This window comes from Rheinheimera baltica DSM 14885, assembly GCF_000425345.1.
Taxonomy (GTDB): domain Bacteria; phylum Pseudomonadota; class Gammaproteobacteria; order Enterobacterales; family Alteromonadaceae; genus Alishewanella; species Alishewanella baltica.
This window is the reverse complement of sequence record NZ_AUDG01000003.1, coordinates 84,357-104,459: the sequence shown is the minus strand read 5'-3', so window position 1 is coordinate 104,459 and position 20,103 is coordinate 84,357. Positions and strand designations below refer to the sequence as shown.

17 protein-coding genes are annotated in these 20,103 nt (G+C 46.2%); 13 read left to right on the top strand and 4 right to left on the bottom strand.

Annotation, left to right across the window (positions count from 1 at the left end):
- Positions 1–31: 31 nt before the first annotated feature.
- The 3 genes from H595_RS0102600 to H595_RS0102590 form a co-directional block, all read right to left on the bottom strand.
- Positions 32–1,117: an AI-2E family transporter gene (locus H595_RS0102600; protein ID WP_027669786.1), complete on the bottom strand. Its 1,086-nt coding sequence runs from the start codon at positions 1,115–1,117 to the stop codon at positions 32–34.
- 26 nt (positions 1,118–1,143) lie between these two features.
- The gene (locus tag H595_RS0102595) at positions 1,144–2,382 is read right to left on the bottom strand and encodes a DUF819 family protein (RefSeq protein ID WP_027669785.1); all 1,239 of its coding nucleotides are present in this window, start codon (positions 2,380–2,382) and stop codon (positions 1,144–1,146) included.
- Positions 2,383–2,514: 132 nt separating this feature from the next.
- Positions 2,515–2,859, bottom strand: coding sequence for a HopJ type III effector protein (locus H595_RS0102590; RefSeq protein ID WP_027669784.1), 345 nt, complete (start codon positions 2,857–2,859; stop codon positions 2,515–2,517).
- Between the two features lie 184 nt (positions 2,860–3,043).
- Here H595_RS0102590 and H595_RS0102585 point away from each other — a divergent pair, with 184 nt between their 5' ends.
- Together H595_RS0102585 and H595_RS0102580 are read left to right on the top strand one after the other, a co-directional pair.
- Positions 3,044–4,411, top strand: a complete 1,368-nt coding sequence (locus H595_RS0102585) for an AlkA N-terminal domain-containing protein (protein WP_205623157.1) — start codon at positions 3,044–3,046, stop codon at positions 4,409–4,411.
- A gap of 3 nt (positions 4,412–4,414) precedes the next feature.
- The gene (locus H595_RS0102580) at positions 4,415–4,864 is read left to right on the top strand and encodes a methylated-DNA--[protein]-cysteine S-methyltransferase (protein WP_027669782.1); all 450 of its coding nucleotides are present in this window, start codon (positions 4,415–4,417) and stop codon (positions 4,862–4,864) included.
- Positions 4,865–4,893: 29 nt separating this feature from the next.
- Here H595_RS0102580 and H595_RS0102575 read toward each other — a convergent pair whose 3' ends face one another.
- Positions 4,894–5,430, bottom strand: a complete 537-nt coding sequence (locus tag H595_RS0102575; protein ID WP_027669781.1) for an outer membrane beta-barrel protein — start codon at positions 5,428–5,430, stop codon at positions 4,894–4,896.
- A gap of 203 nt (positions 5,431–5,633) precedes the next feature.
- Here H595_RS0102575 and H595_RS0102570 point away from each other — a divergent pair, with 203 nt between their 5' ends.
- The 11 genes from H595_RS0102570 to H595_RS0102520 all read left to right on the top strand — a co-directional run bounded on the left by H595_RS0102570 (position 5,634) and on the right by H595_RS0102520 (position 20,088).
- Positions 5,634–6,521: a pirin family protein gene (locus tag H595_RS0102570; protein WP_027669780.1), complete on the top strand. Its 888-nt coding sequence runs from the start codon at positions 5,634–5,636 to the stop codon at positions 6,519–6,521.
- An 82-nt stretch (positions 6,522–6,603) separates the two neighbouring features.
- Positions 6,604–7,314, top strand: coding sequence for a 5'-methylthioadenosine/S-adenosylhomocysteine nucleosidase (gene mtnN, locus H595_RS0102565; protein ID WP_027669779.1), 711 nt, complete (start codon positions 6,604–6,606; stop codon positions 7,312–7,314).
- Positions 7,304–8,272, top strand: a complete 969-nt coding sequence (locus H595_RS23375; RefSeq protein WP_051219709.1) for a cobalamin biosynthesis protein CobD/CbiB — start codon at positions 7,304–7,306, stop codon at positions 8,270–8,272. The genes mtnN and H595_RS23375 overlap by 11 nt, the downstream gene beginning before the upstream one ends.
- A gap of 120 nt (positions 8,273–8,392) precedes the next feature.
- Entirely contained in the window at positions 8,393–12,928 is a 4,536-nt protein-coding gene (locus H595_RS0102555) for an EAL domain-containing protein (RefSeq protein ID WP_051219708.1), read from the top strand.
- Between the two features lie 117 nt (positions 12,929–13,045).
- Positions 13,046–13,894, top strand: coding sequence for a DMT family transporter (locus tag H595_RS0102550; RefSeq protein ID WP_027669777.1), 849 nt, complete (start codon positions 13,046–13,048; stop codon positions 13,892–13,894).
- Positions 13,895–14,018: 124 nt separating this feature from the next.
- The gene (gene miaB / locus H595_RS0102545) at positions 14,019–15,452 is read left to right on the top strand and encodes a tRNA (N6-isopentenyl adenosine(37)-C2)-methylthiotransferase MiaB (protein WP_027669776.1); all 1,434 of its coding nucleotides are present in this window, start codon (positions 14,019–14,021) and stop codon (positions 15,450–15,452) included.
- A gap of 46 nt (positions 15,453–15,498) precedes the next feature.
- The gene (locus H595_RS0102540) at positions 15,499–16,500 is read left to right on the top strand and encodes a PhoH family protein (RefSeq protein WP_027669775.1); all 1,002 of its coding nucleotides are present in this window, start codon (positions 15,499–15,501) and stop codon (positions 16,498–16,500) included.
- Positions 16,500–16,961, top strand: coding sequence for an rRNA maturation RNase YbeY (gene ybeY / locus H595_RS0102535; protein WP_027669774.1), 462 nt, complete (start codon positions 16,500–16,502; stop codon positions 16,959–16,961). Before H595_RS0102540 ends, ybeY begins: the two co-directional genes overlap by 1 nt.
- A gap of 33 nt (positions 16,962–16,994) precedes the next feature.
- A complete protein-coding gene (locus H595_RS0102530; protein WP_027669773.1) occupies positions 16,995–17,867 on the top strand; it encodes an HlyC/CorC family transporter in 873 nt (290 codons plus the stop codon).
- Between the two features lie 5 nt (positions 17,868–17,872).
- On the top strand, positions 17,873–19,429 hold the full coding sequence (gene lnt / locus H595_RS0102525) for an apolipoprotein N-acyltransferase (protein WP_084153443.1): 1,557 nt from the start codon (positions 17,873–17,875) through the stop codon (positions 19,427–19,429).
- Positions 19,430–19,509: 80 nt separating this feature from the next.
- Positions 19,510–20,088, top strand: a complete 579-nt coding sequence (locus H595_RS0102520) for a GNAT family N-acetyltransferase (protein ID WP_084153441.1) — start codon at positions 19,510–19,512, stop codon at positions 20,086–20,088.
- The last annotated feature ends 15 nt before the right edge of the window (positions 20,089–20,103 follow it).

The following is a 20,103-nucleotide window of genomic DNA, read 5'->3' as shown; positions in this document are numbered from 1 at the left end:
GGTAAGACGGTTCTTTTGGGGCAACTAAACGCTAGCTTTTATCCTGATTTTCCAAAAAATCTTTAAATTCTATGGTGTATAGCTTTAACAGCACCAATGTCAGGGCAAAAATAATCGGCCCGTAGATCACACCGATTAAACCAAATAGTTGAATACCACCAATTAGCGATAAAAAAATCAGCAGCGTATTCATACCTGCACTGTCCTGCATAAGCAACGGCCGTAGGAAATTATCAATAGAGCCCACTACTATCGCGCCCCACAATGCCATAAACAGCGCCCATGGCCAGTCGCCTGTAAGCAACAAATACAAGCTAGCAGGTATCCAGATAAGCGCCGTACCCACCACAGGTATAAAAGAAGCAAATGCCATCATCGTACCCCAGAACAACGCGGGTAAACCAACAATGGCCATGGCAATACCACCGGCAAAGCCCTGAGCTATTGCCGTTAAAAATGAGCCCATAACTGCAGAGCGCGCCACTTTTTTGGCCTCGTCTAACAAAGCCTCTTCCTGCGAGCGTGACAGCGGCAACACCCAATGCAGAGTGTTTACCACTTTGTCGTGATCACGTAGTAAAAAAAACAGAATAAACAGCATCAAAATAAAACTGAATAATAAGCCCGTGACATCGCCTAGCAACTTAGTGCTTAAATTCAGCAATTCTTTACCAAAACCGGAAGCAAACTCGGTAAGTTGCTGCACCAAGCCTTGGCCGCTAATGTTGGCGGAAGGAAGTAACTGATTAATTTTATCCTGCGCACCTTGTAACAATGGGTGCTGTATTAACTGCTCGGCACCACCGCTGTTAAGCCAGGTGTAGCTTTGCTTGGTAAACGCAACGCCCTGCTGCACTATAGCAGTGAACACCAATGACACCGGCACAACAATGACCACGACCAACAATAAGCACGAGATGCTAGCTACCAGGTTAGGCCTGTCAGGAATTTTTCGCTCAATATACTGATGCACCGGAAAACATAACAACGACAACACAAATGCCAGTACTATGGCGCCAACATAAGGTGCCACCAACAGATAACTGGCGTAAAGCGCCAGCAATAAAGCGCCAATTAACACATAGTGCCGCGATTCAGTTTTAAAAGCTTGTTTCATATATCACACTCCCTTGCTTAAAATGGTTAAGGCGCAACCTGCTGCAGAATTAAGCCACAAATATAAGCACCATAGGTACCGAGGCCATAACCCAACACGGCGAGTAATACACCAACCGGAGCCAGTGACGGATGGAATGCCGCAGCCACCACCGGGGCAGAAGCTGCTCCACCTACGTTAGCCTGGCTACCCACCGCCATATAAAACATCGGTGCTTTAATCAGTTTGGCGACCAGCAATAGAAGCCCGGCATGGACGGCCATCCAGATAAGACCAACCAAGAACATCAATGGGTAATCCAGAATAGCGGTAACATCCATATGCATACCAATGGTTGCCACAAGGATATACAAAAAAGCGGAGCCCACTTTGGACGCACCAACGGCTTCTAAACTACGCAACTTGGTGGTAGATAAAAATAAGCCTACCGTTGTGGCAATAACCACCAGCCAGAAAAAGGTACTGGTGAGGCTATACATCGCAAGATGCGGCGCAACCTGCTCAATCCAGGGTGCAATAATGTCGGCCAGGGCATGAGATAAGCCGGTAACACCAAAGGCAACAGCGATAATCAGCATAATGTCTTTTAACTGAGGTATACGCGAGTTTTGCGCTTCATATTGCTCTATTTTTTTGCGCAAATTTACAATGCCGCTGGTATCGGCGCCGTTTTTACGATCAAAAAACTCAGCCCGACTGGCAATAAATAACAACACGGCCATCCAGACATTCGCCACCAGTACATCAACGGTAATCATAACCGAGAAAATACTACCATCGACATTAAACACTTCCTTCATTGCCGCCTGGTTAGCACCACCGCCAATCCAACTGCCGGCAATGGTAGTCATACCACGCCAAACATCACCACCAAGCTGCTCGGGGAAAAAATAGCCCATGCTAACCAGTGCTATTGGTCCACCAATCACTATGCCGGCAGTACCGGTTAAAAACATAATTAACGCTTTAGGCCCAAGCCCAATTATCGCTTTGAAATCAACACTTAATGTCAAAAGCACCAGGCTTGCGGGTAATAGATAACGCGATGCCATTTTGTACAACGACGATCCTTCTCCATCAATAATGCCAAAGGTATTAAACAACGACGGAATGAAATAGCAAAGCAGCAACGCTGGCACATAGGTATAGAATTTTTTGAAAAATGGGTTATCGCTATGGCTGGTGTAAAACACCGCACCAAGGATCACGGCCATTAAACCAAGCACCACGGCATCATTGGTGATTAGTACACTGGATTCTTGCATAGGGAGACCTGAATAATGATGATTATTATCTGAAATTAGCTGGCATCAAAATACCACAGGGGCGTGACTGAGCAAAGCGGCGCAAGATAAGCAGCATCCAGCATGCGCTGACGACGCACTGGACAGGTTGTTTTAAATAGATTTAGCGCTCAGTGCGATTTGCTCAAACTCAACACCATCCCAGCCGCTTCTGATGAAATTACGAATATTTTGATGATCAGTACCCTTAGGGCTATCTAATACTGCACGATAATAATCGCCAAACAAAAACAAGGTTTGTGGCGCAGACAACTGATGCAACAAACCAAATGCCAGTATTTTGCAGGAGCCATTATTTTCACCCGCACTGCTGTATAGCTCACCATTTTTAAACGCTGTCGGCGTAAAATCATATAACGCATCAATCAATGAAATACTTTGCTCAAAACTAATGGTTTCCGGTTCAGTACTTAATTGAATAAAAAAATGTTCTAACATAGTTCCCCCTGCCCCATTCCTTTTTAAGGACTCGCGTAATACGCAGATACTAAGCCTGGGCGGTATCATAAGGCAATAAGCCAAATGTCGGCGCACAACATATTTTTTATTCAGTGCCGGATCTGGCTAATTCATTCCAACGTGCCTGATATAATCAGGCAACACCTAACTTATGGAGCATAACGTGATCAACGCCGATACCTGCCATCAAGCACGGCTGGCACGCGATGCCCGTTTTGATGGCCTGTTTTACACTGCTGTAAAAAGCACTGGTATTTATTGTCGCCCGATTTGCCCAGCACGCGCTCCGGCTGAGCAGCAGGTAACATATTACCCTTCAGCGGCTGCGGCCAGCGCCGCAGGATATCGCCCTTGTTTACGTTGTAGGCCAGACAGCGCGCCGGGTTCAGCGGCCTGGCAAGGTACTAATACTACCTTACAACGGGCGCTACGACTTATTGACGACGGCTGTCTGCAACAACAAAACCAAAGTGAACTTGCCAGTCGACTTGGTATCAGTGAACGGTATTTACGCAAGCTATTTCAGCAACAGCTTGGCCTATCACCAAAACAGTATGCTTTGGCACAGCAGGTATTATTTGCAAAAAAATTATTACACGAGACTGTGATGCCAATTAGCAGCATTGCATTTCAGGCAGGTTTTAATAGCGTTCGCCGTTTTAACGATGCTTTCAAACAACAGCTCAAACTGAGCCCACTGACAATTCGCCGCGCCAACAAAACAACGCCCAATACGTTGCAATTATCGCTTAGTTACCGCCCGCCACTCGCGTGGCAACAGATGCTGGATTTCTGGCGAGACCGCACACTTGATGGCATTGATAGTGTTAACGGGCAATGTTATGGCCGGACATTTACATTTTTACAGCAGCCCGGCTGGTTTGAAATATCACCGGGACAGCACAATAGTTTGCGCCTGGAAGTACATTGGAACGGCAAACAAGGCTTGTTCAAGTTAATTAATCAAATACGTCGTTTGCTCGATTTAGATGCCAACATGCTGCAAATTGAGCAGCAACTAAGTCGTCATACTTTGTTTAGCAATGGCATTATACCGGGACTACGTATTCCTGGTGTTTGGGACAGCTGGGAAGCAGGTGTCCGTGCTGTGTTAGGACAACAAGTTAGCGTGGCCGGTGCCAGAACACAGCTCAACCGGCTAATACAGGCATTAGGCCAACCACAGCCGGCTGACCGGCGGTTGTTTCCAACACCGCAATCTGTAGTACAAAGTGATTTGCAAATGATTAAAGTCCCTCAAGCGCGGCGTGAAACGTTGAGAGCACTGGCGCAATTTGTAATGGAAAACCCAGATGCCGCACCTGAACAGTGGCTGCCGATTAAGGGTATTGGTCCTTGGACAGTAAGCTATGCCAGGCTACGTGGTTTGTCGGATAGCGATATCTGGCTAGGCGGTGATTTAGGTGTGAAAAAAGCGCTGGCCAAAGCGGGTGTCAGCAATGATATCAGTGCATTAGCGCCCTGGCGCAGTTATGCCACGTTTCAATTATGGTTTAGTTTGGGAGCATAAAATATGTATTGCCAGTTTATTAGCAGCCCGCTGGGACACATCAAAATAACTGCCAATGCCGATGGCATAACTGAAATCATGTTCAGCAGTGCAACTGAACATGGTACCCCGTCACGCTTTACCGAGTTAGCGGCAATACAATTGCAAGCTTACTTTGCCGGAACGCTGCAGCAATTTACGTTACCTCTGGCTGCAAGCGGAACACTGTTTCAGCAACACGTTTGGCAAGCACTATGTGAAGTGCCCTTTGGTATGACCTGCAGTTATGCCGATATCGCCAGACGTATTGGCAATAACAACGCTGTACGTGCTGTTGGTAGTGCAAATGGCCGCAACCCTATTGCTATTGTAGTGCCGTGTCATCGGGTTATTGGCGCCAATGGCACCTTAACCGGGTATGCCGGAGGGCTGGAGAAAAAAGCCTGGCTGCTAAAACACGAACAGCGCCTGTAGGCGCTGTTCGTGTTTTAGCGTTAACTTAATTAAAACTGATATGACACACCAAAACGGAATTCGTTTTTGGTATCACCGCTATTTAAAGCAATGTTGCTTCTTATCGCCCAGTCAGGACTGAGGAAAAAGGCAATACCACCGGTAAAACTGCCATGATCATCACCTATGGAGTGATAAGTCGCTTCTGAGTACAACTCAACCTGAGGTGTTAATGGGTGACGAACACCAACACCGCCATAACCGCCGGTTTCATCAGCGTCGCCTGACACATTATCAATACCCACTAGAATATAGGTCTGAGTTGTCGGTGAAAAATCTAACTTAAACCCCGTTAAATAGTTAACGCCGGCTTGCACCACATTTACGTCAAACGGACCACTAGACAAACGGCTGTATGTACCATCTACTACCCAGCGGCCGTCAAGACGATAAGAGCCCTCTATATAAGGACCATCGCCCGCAGCGTCAGTGTACCCTGCGCCGACATAATCCCATTTAATATTGGCCTGTGCGCCTGCAGCAAACACTGCAGTTATAATTCCCGCTAAAAACAATGACTTTTTCATGTTGTTACTCCGTGTTATCCAACATACAACCTAGTGTGGTGGCACTTTATTTAAGTGTCGCCAGTTTAGCGTCTGCGAATTAACACCGGCTGAACTGTGCATTGCCCCTAACATTCGTTTTAATAGAAAGTTTTAAGGCAAATTATGCCATTTTCATTTCAATTTTACTGATGTTTAATAAGACAAATATTATGGAGGCCAATATGAGCGCACGTACCTTACAACGATTGATCCCATCGGCTGCCGCATCAGATGGCGCAGGGGTAAAAATTAAACGTAGCCTGGGGCAAAATCCACAAACCCGGCTGGATCCATTCCTGATGCTTGATTTCTTTGGCTCTGATCAACCCGGCGATTATATAAAAGGCTTTCCCCCTCACCCTCACCGAGGCTTTGAAACGGTAACCTATATGCTAGACGGCCATATGCTGCATCAGGACCATTTGGGCAATCAAGGCCACTTAAAAAGTGGCGGAGTACAATGGATGACAGCAGGTCATGGCATTATTCACTCGGAAATGCCGCAACAGGAAGCCGGTGTAATGCAAGGTTTTCAGTTGTGGCTAAACCTGCCGGCAAAAGAAAAAATGAAGCCCGCAGCCTATATGGATATATTGCCAGAACAAATACCGCAAATTGCTATCGGCCAAGGCAAAGCAAAAGTGATTGCAGGCACTTTGCATCTTGCTGATTTACAGCAAAGCGGCCCTATTACAGGCTTAACAACTGACCCACAATACTATGACTTGCACCTACGCAGCGGCCAAACTATTACGCTGCAATTACCAAGTGCCTACAATGCGTTTTTATATCCTTATGTTGGCAACATTAACGTTAAAGATGACTCTGGATCGCGCAAAATACCGCAACATCATGCTGGCGTGTTAACCCTTGGTGATGAATTAACTATTCAGGCAGAGCAAGATTGTCAGCTGCTATTATTGGCGGCAATGCCGATAGGTGAACCTATCGCGCAATATGGTCCGTTCGTTATGAACACCATGGCTGAAATTGAACAGGCTATAAACGATTATCAACAGGGTAAACTTACCGCTGCAGGCGCAGCACAAAAAATCACGCTGACACAATAAGTAACAGACAACGCCATGAAAAACGGGATTTTACTGTCATGGCGTTTTATACTAGCTGCTTTGGGATAATAGAGACTGCAGCATGCAACTTATTGGTATTATCGGCGCAATGGAGCCAGAAGTGGCGTTGTTACGCCAGCAAATCAGCGATGTCACCACCACTGAACTAGGTAGTTATACCTTTTACTGTGGCACCTTATCAGGTGTCAACGTGGTGCTGGTGCAATCTGGTATTGGCAAAGTCGCATCAGCACTGGCCACCGCGTTACTTATTCAACATTTTAAACCTGAAGCGGTGATCAATACCGGTTCAGCTGGCGGCTTCGACCCAGAGCTCAATGTGGGTGATGTCGTCATAGGTACAGAAGTTCGCCACCATGATGTCGATGTTACCGCCTTTGGTTATGAGATAGGCCAGGTACCGCAAATGCCGGCAGCATATATAGCGCACCCAAGCTTAGTTATCGCAGCAGAACAAAGCATCGCCGCATTAGGCTTTTGTAAAACCAAGAAAGGATTAATTGCAACCGGGGACAGCTTTATTTGCGATCCAAGCCGGATAGCCATAATACGGCAGCAGTTTCCCACCATGCTTGCCGTTGAAATGGAAGGTGCAGCCATTGCCCAAGTTTGCCATATGCTGCAAATGCCGTTTGTCGTGATCCGCAGCCTAAGCGATATTGCCGGTAAAGAATCGCCGCAATCTTTTGAGGCATACCTTGAAGTCGCCTCTAAGCACAGCTCAGCCATGGTGCTTGAATTACTGCGTCGGTTAAACGCCGTTGTTCTATAACCTAAGCTGGCCCGAAGGCCTGTCAGCTTACCCAGCGTTAGTGGTGCTGGTTGTTGTGGTTGCAAGGTTGCTGCCTATGCCGCCGCAATATCATCCCCTAACGCTGTTTCGCTTGTTGGCACAGCAATTAGGTAAAAAGGTCAACCCGGACCCTTCCAGATCACGGCAGCAATTGATGATTTCCGGTGCACTTGCCATATTGGTTATCTGGCTGCCCATTATGGCATTATTGTATAGCCTGTATTGGTTTTCCGAGCTGCCTTTAGTGCTGGATGCCTTGCTGCTGTATTGCAGCCTGGACTGGCACACTCAGCAGCAACAAGCGCTAGTTATTCAGCGGCAGTTGCAAGCCTGCCAGTTAACTTTGGCACGAGAACAAGCCAAGCAGCTATTGTGTCGCCGTACAGCCTCCCTAAGCGAAATGGGATTAAGTAAAGCCTTGATAGAAAGCCTGACGTTGCGTTCAGCCCGTCAATTAATTGCGGTCTGCTGCTGGTTTTTAATCGGTGGTGGCCTTGCGGCTATCGGTTATCGTCTGCTCATAGAGATGCACCAACAATGGAATATAAAGCGCTCGGCACATCGCTATTTTGGTGTAACGATCGCGCTATTAGCAAACCTGACCAGTTTTATACCAAAACTAATAAGCGTAAGCTTGCTGGCATTTCAGCACGGTATATTGCAATGCTACAGACAATGCCGTCAGCCTAAAATGAATCTTAGCTCCGGTTCGTATTGGCTGCTATGCTGTGCCAGTGTGGCAGTTCAACGTAATATCGGTGGCCCGGTATTTTACAATGAACACAAACTGCAGCGCAGTAAAATGCTGCAAGGCACAGATCCCAAACCAACGGATATAGCGCGTATTATCAAACGGTTGCACTTTGTTCATCTATATTTATATGTGCTCATTATGACAACCAGCTTGCTACAGCTAGTATGGCTGCAGACTAACTGATATCTGCATCAAGGTTACGGAGCGCAACACTGGACAAGTTAAGCCTTCTCGTTATATGTTTTCCACCTATGATAGATGTAGCAACTATAACTTTAACAACGCTACCCTAAGGGAGTACGAGTGAATTTTTTGCCGCACCTTTTGTGCTACTTTGCCTTTAGTTTACTGTTAACGCTAAGCTCTGCAGTAGCATCACCCCTGTTGCGGCCGCTGACTCCGGATCAAGGCTTATCGCAAGGTTCTATCCGCGATTTATTGCTCGATAAAGAGGGCTTTTTATGGCTGGCAACCGATGGTGGCGTTAACCGCTACGACAGTACTTCAGTAACCCACATCACAGCACAGGGTTATCAGCTCAAGGCGCTGTCTTTCTCCAGTTTATTGCAAGACTCTAGTGGTAAAATCTGGGCATCGTCGGACCATGCCGGTATTTATCGCTTTAATCAGGATAAAGCGCTATTTGAATTGTTTATGCCGATGCCCACAGAGCCAAATTCAGAACTACCGGTGCCGCATAATATTGCTGCCGTATTGGAATATGATACTAACACCCTGCTGTTTGTTATGGACGATGCTCTATATCGATTACCATTGGATACCGCAGTACCGGAGCGTATTTTTAGTTTATCTGAGCAGGGTATAGAAAATGGATGGCTACGCACTGCCGCAGTGGTTAATGGACATATATTTATTGCTGCTTTTAATGGCCTATATCACTTTGATACCGCATCAAAAGAAGCGACAAGGTTGCCACATCTTACAGCCTCAATGTCGACTTTAGAAAAGAGTAAAATTGAAGATCAGCAGCATGTTAAACAGCTGAAGTTTAAGCATAACCGGCTTTGGATTGGTACAGTAGAGGGCTTATACAGTATTGGCCTTGCTGATATTGAAGCGTACTTAGAGCACGACGTTACTTATACCCCTCTGCAGCATATTGCTCGCCAAAACATCTGGCAACTGCTGTGGCAGAACGAACAAGCATTAGTGGCGACAGAACAAGGTTTGTTTAGCTTGTCGTTAGCGGATAATTCACTCACAAACGTTATCCGCTTCACGGATAGTGCTATGGATCTTTATAACAACAATATTATTGATTTTGTCGCTGACAATTACGGTGGTTACTGGCTTGGGTCTCGAGATGATGGCGCTTTTTATTGGCATCCCCGTGGCAATGCGTTTAGCAATATAACCCGCAACTATGCCGTTGCTTCAGGTCTAAGCAATGAGAAAGTGTTTAGTCTTGCCGTTGAAGGAAATAAAACGCTTTGGGTTGGCACCAACAACGGACTCAATCAGGTTGATATAACCACAAACAATGTACAGCAATATTTGGTAAACCCTGACACTAAAGCGATTTCTCACGGTGGAACAATATATCAAATTTACCCTGACGCGCCTGGAAAGCTATGGCTACTATCTGCTCTGGGGCTGCGTTATTTTGATTACACTACCAACACGTTAACATTGCCAGCGGCTAACGATGATAAAGCTGTGAGGATATTGGCTGAGCAAAGTGGTTTTATCTACCGCGCTGACGAGCAGTTTTATATCTATGCAAACAATGCATTTTTCCTTTATACACCTAAAAAGGCTGACCTCACAGCGTTGCCGGAGCTAGACGGGGTATTTTCCGCTAGCCTGTTTGGTGGCTTTATTGGTGAGGTTTCAGCAAACGGGCAACTGTTACTATCAGCAGCAGATCAACTCTGGCTGTATGACACTGAGCGAAAACAAGCTCGTATGTTTTATCAGCATCCGCAATTTAAACCCGAACTTAACCGCCAAGCCGATGGGTTAGTCATTGATCGAAATGGCGTGCTGTGGATTGGTTGCTATGGCCTGGGTCTCTTCGCTTTTGACCGTGAAAGCCTAACATTGCAGCATCATTTTGATAGCAGCAATGCTTTATTATCCGACGATGCGTATGCCTTACAAACAGATGCAGAAGGGAACATTTGGTTTTCATCACACATTGGTATTTCCCGGTTGAACCCTGACACGCTCCAAATTGAACATTTTAGCAAAGCCGATGGCTTACCGACTTACGAATACAATGGCACTGCGTCGGCAAAGTTGCCTGATGGTCGTTTGGCCTTCGGTAGTATGCGTGGCGTTACGCTGGTTACGCCTTCAGACTTAACAACAGAACATGAGCGCCCTACAGCCATGATTACGGGTATCAGTGTTCAAGCTGGCGAACTCTCGGCACTTAACGGCAACTTAAATGAGCGTCATATCACCTTGTCATATCAGGATTTGGGTATAACGATAAATTTCAGCAGTATGAATTTTCGTGACGCGCACAAAATGCAATATCGCTTTTGGCTTGAAGGCCAGCGAGAATTGCAATATCCCATTCAGACCAGCAGCAAAGTGGCTTTTCCTCAATTGGAAAGTGGTGACTATGTCTTCAATGTGGTGTCAATATCTCCCACAAATGGCTTGGAAAGTACGCCTGCCCGTTTATTTTTGCACGTATTACCCAGTCCCTGGTTGTCAAACTGGGCACTGGCAGCCTATTTTCTATTGGCAATGTTTGCGGCCTTTCGCTTCTATCAGTACCGCCGTCGTCAACATGACGAAATAACAGCGGCCCACGAAAAAGTACAACAAAGTGCGCTACGTATGATGCAAGCATTGGCGTCGGTCAACAGTGGTGCCTGGGAGTGGAATGCCAGCACTGATCAACTATTTGCCAAACGTATTTACAATATGCTGGGTTATTCAGAGCAATTAAATCCACTTAGTCTGCAGCAACACATTAGCCTTATTCATCCGGATGACGTGCAAAACTTCAATAACCAATGGCAGCGGTTTTTGCAACAACCAACATCTGGCTTTGACTGTACTTATCGTTTACAGCATAAAGACGGCAATTGGCTTTGGTTTCGCGATATCGGAAAAGCTACGGACATGGTGCACGTTGATAATGTCACTAAAGTTATTGGTACTTACAGTAATATTACTGAAACCCGGGCGAATCAGGAAAAGGCGCGCTTATTTGGTGAAGCCTTCCAACAAACGCGCGACTGGGTGGTTATTTTAGATAGCCATCAACGTGTTATTGCAGCCAATCAATCTTTTACTACGGCTTTTGGCAATATAGAGCAGTATTTGGACCAACCCAGAGTGCATCATTTGGGTATTAGCCTTAAACGACGCCGGTTTTACACCAAGCTACTGCGTGAACTGCAAAGTGGTGAACATTGGCAAGGTGAAGAACAAGTTATAACACCTGATGGCCGTGAGCGGCCAACCCTGATCAATATCAGCGCTATTGGTGAGCAACAGCAACAAACTTTTTTTGTGCTGGTGTTTACCGACATCACCGCACAAAAAATGGCAGAAGACGAACTTCGCTATCTGGCCAACTACGATGCTCTTACCGGTTTGCCGAACAGGGCACTGCTCATGGATCGCATTTACCATGGCATTGATCAAGCCAAGCGAGACAAACGCAGCCTGGCATTGTGTTTTATCGATCTGGACCGGTTTAAACAAATTAATGACTCTCTTGGTCATGATGTCGGCGACTTATTGCTAAAAGAAGTTGCCCGGCGACTTACTGAGGCTTTACGGGACAGCGATACCATAGCACGCTTAGGCGGGGACGAATTTGTTGTGCTACTGGAAGGCTATAAAAATGAAGACAACATTAGCAACGTCGCCCGAAAAATGCTCACCGTAGTGGGTGAGCCAATGCAATTAGCTACTCATACCGTAGGCGTTTCACCCAGTATTGGTATTGCTGTCTATCCGGATGATGCAATAAATGCAACTGAGTTACTCAAACATGCTGACGTTGCGATGTACCACGCGAAAGAAGCGGGTCGTAATAACTTCCAGTTCTTTACCGAAGAAATGAACGAGAAAGCCCATATGCGGCTGGCAAAAGAAACCCGCTTGCGCAACGCCTTGCACAATGATGAGTTCATTAACTATTACCAACCCATAATCAACAGTCAGACCCGACAAGTTGTCGGCGCCGAAGTATTACTGCGCTGGCAAAGCGCCGAAGGTATGGTTTCACCGGCAGAATTTATCCCGCTGGCAGAAGAACTACGCTTAATTATCAACATGACGCAGCAAATATTAGAGCGGGCACTCAGCGCATTAAAACAGTGGCATAACGATGGCCACCAAATTTATCTGTCGGTCAATTTGTCAACTCAACATCTTGAACAACCTGCATTAGCGGAACAGACTCGCGCCTTACTGAAAAAATATGAATTACCAGCTAGTTGCTTACGTTTTGAAGTCACTGAAAGCGCCCTAATGAGAGATCATCAAAGTGCAATAGACACCATGCTGGCATTAAGTAAGTTAGGCGTACAACTGGCACTGGATGACTTTGGAACAGGTTATTCCTCATTAAAATATTTAAAAGAACTGCCAATCGATGGGATCAAAATTGACCGCAGTTTTGTTAAAGACATCGGTATAGATAACAGCGATGAAACCATTATCGAAGCAATGCTTAGCATGGCCGGCAGTCTGGGCATGTATTGCGTAGCAGAAGGGGTTGAAACTGAACAACAGCTGGCATTTTTTAACCGGCGAGGTTGCTATCTGATCCAAGGTTTCTTATTTGCTAAACCTATGCCGGCAGAAGCACTATTGACATTTTTACAGCACGAACATGACAATCTTTAATATGGCTGCGGCAAATGGCTGACCTTACGAGGTAATTCACAAACGTCACCGGTCTGTTATCTGTTTGGGCTCTGTTATACGTTATACTTGGCGCCAAACAACGCCTGCTGGATATCTATGCTATCGCCGTTAGTGCAAGGTGCTCTACTTTTATTGCTTGCTGAAGCTTGCTTTGCGGGTATCGGTGCCATTGTAAAGTTTACCAGCAGCACAGCATCTGAAGTTCAGGTGGTGTTTTTCCGCAACTTTTTTGCCTTGTTGTTAATGCTGCCTTTCTTATATCAACACGGTTTTAGTTTACTTAAAACCAAACGCTGGTACCTGCATTTAAGCCGTGCTTTAACCGGTATTATCTCTATGTATTGCTTTTTCTATGTGCTGGCGCGATTACCGCTTGCGCAAGGTATGCTGGTATTACTGCTATCACCGTTTATTGTACCGATTATTGCACGATTTTGGTTAAAAGAGCGCCCTAGTCGATTAACCTTATTTGGCATTTTACTAGGTTTTGTTGGTGTTATGCTGGCGTTACCGGTTAATTTTGGCAATACCGATGCCATCTTATTAGTGGGGCTTTTATCGGCTGCGTTGGTTGCCATTACCAAAACCACGATTCGCTATATGTCAGATACTGAACCTGCAGTACGAATTGTATTTTATTTTTCGCTGTTAACCGCTGTCTTATCAGCTATTCCAGTGCCTTTTTATTGGCAGCCGTTGAATGGCTCAGTCTGGTTAGCTTTTGTTGGTATGGGTATTTTAGCGGCAATAGGTCAACTGGCGATGACACGCGCTTATGCTCTGGCACCCGCCAGTGATATAGGTATGTGGACATACAGCAGTGTTATTTTTGCCGGCCTGTTTGGCTACCTGTTTTGGCTGGAACCTGTCACGTTAGCCTGGTTTGGCGGCGTACTGGTTATTTTTTATGCTGGCTATATTACAACCCGCCAGAGACTGCTGTAATAATTCGACGAACAGGGTCGTTGCAGTGCTGAAAAGCCATTTTCAGCCAATGCTGGCAACACAAGCCTTAACAGGATAAAATACGCTCCTTTTTTCCAAGTGACAATACAGGTAACAACGCGCAATGGGCAAAAAGCTGCACATTAAAACCTGGGGCTGCCAGATGAACGAATACGATTCATCTAAAATGGCAGACCTTTTGGATGCTACTCATGGCTATACACTGACTGAAGACGCAGAAGAAGCAGATGTTATTTTGCTAAATACCTGTTCTATTCGTGAGAAAGCACAGGAGAAGGTATTCCATCAATTAGGCCGCTGGCGTCCGCTGAAAGAGAAGAACCCTGAGCTGGTTATTGGCGTGGGCGGCTGTGTCGCATCGCAAGAAGGTAAAGCGATACGTGAGCGAGCACCTTATGTCGATATCGTATTTGGCCCACAAACGCTGCATCGTTTGCCTGAAATGATTAATGCCGTAAAAGGCTCAAAGTCACCCGTTGTTGATGTTTCTTTTCCAGAAATCGAAAAGTTCGACCGCTTGCCAGAGCCTAAAGCAGATGGTCCAAGCGCTTTTGTGTCTATTATGGAAGGCTGTTCCAAATACTGCACCTTCTGTGTGGTGCCCTATACGCGTGGTGAAGAAGTTAGCCGACCGCTGGATGATGTATTATTTGAAATTGCTCAGCTGGCAGAACAAGGCGTACGCGAAGTTAACTTATTAGGCCAAAACGTTAACGCCTATCGTGGTGACAAATTTGACGGTACCTTGTGCCATTTTTCAGAGCTATTGCGTTTGGTTGCCTCTATTGATGGCATAGACCGCATTCGTTATACCACGTCACATCCTGTTGAATTTACCGACGATATCATCGAAGTGTACCGTGATGTGCCGGAGTTGGTTGATCACTTGCATTTACCGGTACAATCAGGCTCTGACCGAATTCTTAACCTGATGAAACGTGGACACACGGCGTTGGAATACAAGGCTCAAATTCGCAAGCTAAAGCGTATCCGGCCAAACTTAAGCATGTCGTCTGATTTTATCATTGGCTTCCCGGGAGAAGACGATGTTGATTTCCAAGCCACAATGGATCTGATTCAAGCCATCGACTTTGACATGAGCTTTAGTTTTATTTACAGCGCGCGCCCGGGTACCCCGGCTGCTGATTTACCAGACGATGTTAGCGAAGACGCAAAAAAACAGCGCTTATATATCCTGCAAGATCGTATTAACCAGCAAGCCCTACGTATTGCGCGCGGCATGTTAGGCAGCGAGCAGCGTATTTTAGTTGAAGGCCCATCCAAGAAAAACATTATGGAACTCACCGGCCGCACTGAAAATAACCGCGTTGTTAACTTTGAAGGCACGCCTGAGATGATAGGCCAGTTTGTCGATGTAAAAATTACCGATGTATTTAGTAATTCACTGCGCGGCGACCTGCTTAGAACAGAAAAGGAAATGGGCTTACGTCGGGAAGTTGCTCCGCAGCAAATTCTTGCCCGGCAAAAAGCTGAACCATCTGTTGACAGCATGGGTGTTGCAACCTTTACACCTTAACTTATTCGGGGGCATTATTGCCCCCCTTTTGCATTGAGGCAGGCATTTGAGCACACCTTTATTCACCGCAGAGTTAATACTTGAAGAAGCCGATAGCCGGCGTCTAACCCAGTTATGTGGCCCATTTGACGATAACCTGAAACATATTGAACGCCGTTTACTGGTCGATATCAATCATCGCGACAATCAGTTAAAAATCTCTGGACCTGAAGACAATGTGGCCGCTGCACTAGATGTGGTTCAGCAACTGTATGACGCAACGGCAGCGGTTACGGCTGAATTAACCCCCGAACAGGTGCATTTATTGATTAGCCAAAACTATGACATTCAGTATCAACAAGACAGTGATAACCGTGATTTCAGCCTGAAAACAAAAAAGGGGCTGATTAAACCACGCAACCCAAACCAGGCGGCCTATGTCGGTAATGTGCTTAAACATGATGTCTGTTTTGGCATAGGCCCAGCGGGTACCGGCAAAACATACTTAGCAGTGGCGTGTGCGGTTGACGCCCTGGAGCGCAACTTAGTGCGGCGCATTATTTTAACCCGCCCGGCGGTAGAAGCCGGTGAAAAGTTGGGTTTTTTACCTGGCGATTTAGCGCAAAAAGTTGACCCTTATTTAAGGCCACTTTATGACGCTTTGTTCGAGATGCTTGGTTTTGAAAAGGTCGAAAAGTATTTAGAACGCGGTATTATTGAAATTGCACCGCTGGCCTATATGCGCGGCCGCACATTGAATGATGCCTTTATTATTTTGGATGAAAGCCAAAACACTACAGTAGAACAAATGAAAATGTTCTTAACCCGTATTGGCTTTAGTTCTAAAGCGGTAATTACCGGCGATATTACCCAGGTCGACTTACCTCGCGGTCAGTACTCAGGGTTAAAACACGCTATAGATGTGCTAAGCGAGGTTACAGAAATTAGTTTTAATCACTTTACCGCCAAAGATGTGGTACGCCATCCCATCGTTCAACGTATTGTTATGGCTTACGAGGCACATGAAGCCGCCAAACTGGCAGCAAGTGCTATTGGCAAAGGTGACTAATGGCCATTACTTTAGATTTGCAACTGGCCTGCACAATAGACAATATACCGGCAGAAACCCAGTTTCAGCTATGGTTAGAAGCAGCCATACTGCCGTTTCAGACAGAAGCCGAAGTCACCATACGTATTGTTGATAATAGTGAAAGCCAACAGCTTAATCTGGGCTATCGTGGTAAAGATAAGCCCACCAATGTATTAAGTTTCCCCTTTCAGTGTCCACCCGGTATTGAACTACCGTTGCTGGGTGATTTAGTTATTTGTGCTCCAGTGGTAATGCAAGAAGCGACAGAGCAAGGTAAAAGCCTGAACGCGCATTGGGCCCATATGGTGATACACGGATGCTTGCATTTGTTGGGTTTTGACCATATAAATGACGACGATGCTGAACAAATGGAAGCTGAAGAAGTTACCATATTGCAGCAACTTGGCATTACTAACCCCTATTTGTTGGATGACGAGTAGGTTTTTTTCGTTTTTTGGAGTAATAGTTCACCTATGAGTGACGACAATCCACACTCTAGTCGCGGTTCTGCCGGTAAAACCTGGTTAGATCGGATCGCCAGTATCTTTAATGCAGAACCACAAGATATTTCAGACTTACAAGACATCATCAGCGAGGCAGAAGTACGCAGCCTGATTGATGCCGATACCAAGAGCATGTTGCATGGTGTACTGGACGTATCCAATATGCGCGCACGTGACATTATGGTACCTCGCTCACAGATGGCCACTATCGATATTGACGATAACGTTGCCACCATGCTGCCCATTCTGATGGAAAATAACCACAGCCGTTACCCGGTCGTCAATGAAGATAAAGATCATATTGAAGGTATTTTGCTGGTAAAAGACCTGCTGCAATATGCGCTAGACCCCAATGTGACAGACTGGCACCTGCGCGATTTATTGCGCCCTGCGGTTATTATTCCAGAAAGCAAACGGGTTGATGCACTCCTAAAAGAGTTCCGGCAAAAACGTTACCATATGGCGGTGGTTGTAGATGAGTATGGTGGTGTATCAGGGCTGGTAACCATCGAAGATATTCTGGAGCAAATTGTCGGCGAAATTGAAGACGAGCACGACGATGAAGAAGAAAACGATATTAAGAAAATGGCGTCCCGAGTGTTTCAGGTAAGTGCGTTAACGCCACTGGACGAGTTTAACGAATCATTTAACACCCGTTTTGACGAAGAAGACGCAGATACCATTGGCGGTATTGTGCTGCATGCTTTCGGCCATATGCCAACTAAAGGCGAAAGCATTGAGCTTGAAGGCTTAACCTTCAAAGTAAGCAAAGCCAATAGCCGCCGCTTAGTGCAGTTACAAGTAATACGTGCAAAAGAGCCCGTACCCCCTGAGGAAAACTAGCCATTTTGCCTGCTGTCGTTTCTAAACTACACGCGGTTATTCCTCACCTGCTGCTAATACTAGCCGGTGGGGTAACCACGCTGGCTTTCGCGCCCTACACGCTATGGTGGCTACCGCTGGTAACGCTGGCGTTGCTGGTGTTTCTGCTACAGCGCGCGAATACTGCTAAGCAAGCTATGCTACTGGGTTTTAGCTTTGGCTTAGGCTGGTTTGGTGTGGGCATTAGCTGGGTACACATTAGCATTGATCAGTTTGGTGGCTTACCGTTAGCGGGCAGCTTAGGGTTAATGGCGCTGTTGGTAGCCTATCTGGCCATCTTCCCGGCGTTAGCCAGTTGGCTAAACCATAAACTGCGTTTGCCGGTTGTGATGCCCCTGGTATTCGCGGCCAGCTGGACGTTAGCAGAATGGTTACGCAGCGTTGTTTTGACGGGGTTTCCATGGTTATCTTTGGGCTACAGCCAAACTTCAGCTGGCCTGAAAGATTTTGCCCCCCTCATCGGTGAAACCGGTATCAGCTTTTTATTAGTTTTTGCCGCAGCCGCACTGGCACAAATTTGTCGGCCGCAAGCCGCAATTAGCCGTTATAGTTACCTACTTATTGCGGGTGCTGTTTTTGCCATTAGTCCTTTTTTAAACCAGGTTAAAGGCTGGCAGTACAGTGATAACTCGCTGTCCGTACTGCTGGTACAAGGCAATATCAAACAAGAATTGCGCTGGGCACCGGAGCAAGAATGGCCAACCATGATGAAATATATGGATCTTACCCGGCCGCACTTTAATACTGACCTGGTTATCTGGCCGGAAGCGGCAATTCCCAAAATGGAACCCTTGGCACAGGATTACCTCGACAACCTGAACCGGGCAGCGTTGTATGCGGATACCGCAGTGATCAGTGGCATTTTGGATTACAACGTTAAAAGCCGTGAAGCCTGGAATAATTTAATCGTGCTGGGAAAACGTAACGCCGACTCTACCGACGGCGACTATTTTTATGGCCATGCTAACCGCTATAGCAAACATCAATTACTACCGATTGGCGAATTTGTTCCCTTTGAAAATTGGTTACGAAACTTAGCGCCTATCTTTGATCTGCCAATGAGCTCATTCACCCGTGGCGGCTATGTTCAGCCAAATTTAGTCGCCAATGGTTATCATATACTGCCTGCTATTTGCTTTGAAATTGCGTTTCCAACGCAAATAGCAGCCAACATGACTCCTGACACACAAGTATTACTCACCGTCAGTAATGACGGCTGGTTTGGCGACAGTATAGGGCCACATCAACATTTGCAGATTGCGCAAATGCGCGCCATCGAGTTTGGCCGGCCAATGATCCGAGCAACTAATAACGGCATTACCGCAACAATTGATGCCAGTGGCAACATAAGCGCCCGCGCTGCCCAATTTAGCGAAACCGTACTAAAAGATACGCTACGTTTAACCCATGGCAACACACTATATTCCCGAGCAGGTAACTACCCGCTGTGGTTGCTGTGCAGTCTGATATTATTACCGCTGCTTTTGCAACGAACCTACCGACATTATGTCGCACGCAAATAAGATTAATTGTTAACTTTTAACTTGTCCCTATAGCTCAGTCGGGTAAACTAACAGTACGCTTTGCTTAGCTGACGACAGTAATGACCTTACTACACAACATCAGCCGCACGTTGCAGCGCCGCCGCAACAGTACCTGGCATGCATTGGGTTATGACACCACAGTGCGCTTTGAAACCCCTGCTGATATTAAGGCTATTGCCAGTCTTACGCAGGCGGCATTTAATAACGATACCGAAGTACAATTAATCAACACCTTGCGCCAGCAGTGTGCAGAATGTATTTCGCTGGTAGCTGAGCAACATGGCCGTGTTATTGGTCATATTTTGTTTTCACCTGCCACCTTAGATAACGAAACAAACACAAAACTAATGGCATTAGCCCCGATGGCGGTAAGTAGTGTGTTGCAGCAACAAGGCATTGGCTCAGCCTTGGTAAGGGCGGGTTTAGAATTATGTCGCCAGCAAGGTATTGCCGCTGTCGTCGTATTAGGACATCCGGCTTACTATCCCCGGTTTGGTTTTGTTCCTGCCAGCACGTTTAATATAAGCAGTACATGGCAAGTGCCCGACAACACCTTTATGTTGCTACCGTTACAACCGCAGGCTCTGCATAAAATAAACGGCCAGGTTGTATATCACCCGGCCTTTTCAGCGCTTTAGTTGCAACTTAACCAA

What these genes read in the sequence shown, in the direction of transcription:
- H595_RS0102580 (WP_027669782.1), top strand. Translation starts at nt 4,415, where the DNA reads ATGTATTGCCAGTTTATTAGCAGCCCGCTGGGACACATCAAAATAACT.
- H595_RS0102590 (WP_027669784.1), bottom strand. Translation starts at nt 2,859, where the DNA reads ATGTTAGAACATTTTTTTATTCAATTAAGTACTGAACCGGAAACCATT.
- H595_RS0102570 (WP_027669780.1), top strand. Translation starts at nt 5,634, where the DNA reads ATGAGCGCACGTACCTTACAACGATTGATCCCATCGGCTGCCGCATCA.
- H595_RS0102595 (WP_027669785.1), bottom strand. Translation starts at nt 2,382, where the DNA reads ATGCAAGAATCCAGTGTACTAATCACCAATGATGCCGTGGTGCTTGGT.
- H595_RS0102520 (WP_084153441.1), top strand. Translation starts at nt 19,510, where the DNA reads ATGACCTTACTACACAACATCAGCCGCACGTTGCAGCGCCGCCGCAAC.
- H595_RS0102550 (WP_027669777.1), top strand. Translation starts at nt 13,046, where the DNA reads ATGCTATCGCCGTTAGTGCAAGGTGCTCTACTTTTATTGCTTGCTGAA.
- H595_RS0102530 (WP_027669773.1), top strand. Translation starts at nt 16,995, where the DNA reads ATGAGTGACGACAATCCACACTCTAGTCGCGGTTCTGCCGGTAAAACC.
- ybeY (WP_027669774.1), top strand. Translation starts at nt 16,500, where the DNA reads ATGGCCATTACTTTAGATTTGCAACTGGCCTGCACAATAGACAATATA.
- H595_RS0102575 (WP_027669781.1), bottom strand. Translation starts at nt 5,430, where the DNA reads ATGAAAAAGTCATTGTTTTTAGCGGGAATTATAACTGCAGTGTTTGCT.
- mtnN (WP_027669779.1), top strand. Translation starts at nt 6,604, where the DNA reads ATGCAACTTATTGGTATTATCGGCGCAATGGAGCCAGAAGTGGCGTTG.
- miaB (WP_027669776.1), top strand. Translation starts at nt 14,019, where the DNA reads ATGGGCAAAAAGCTGCACATTAAAACCTGGGGCTGCCAGATGAACGAA.
- H595_RS0102600 (WP_027669786.1), bottom strand. Translation starts at nt 1,117, where the DNA reads ATGAAACAAGCTTTTAAAACTGAATCGCGGCACTATGTGTTAATTGGC.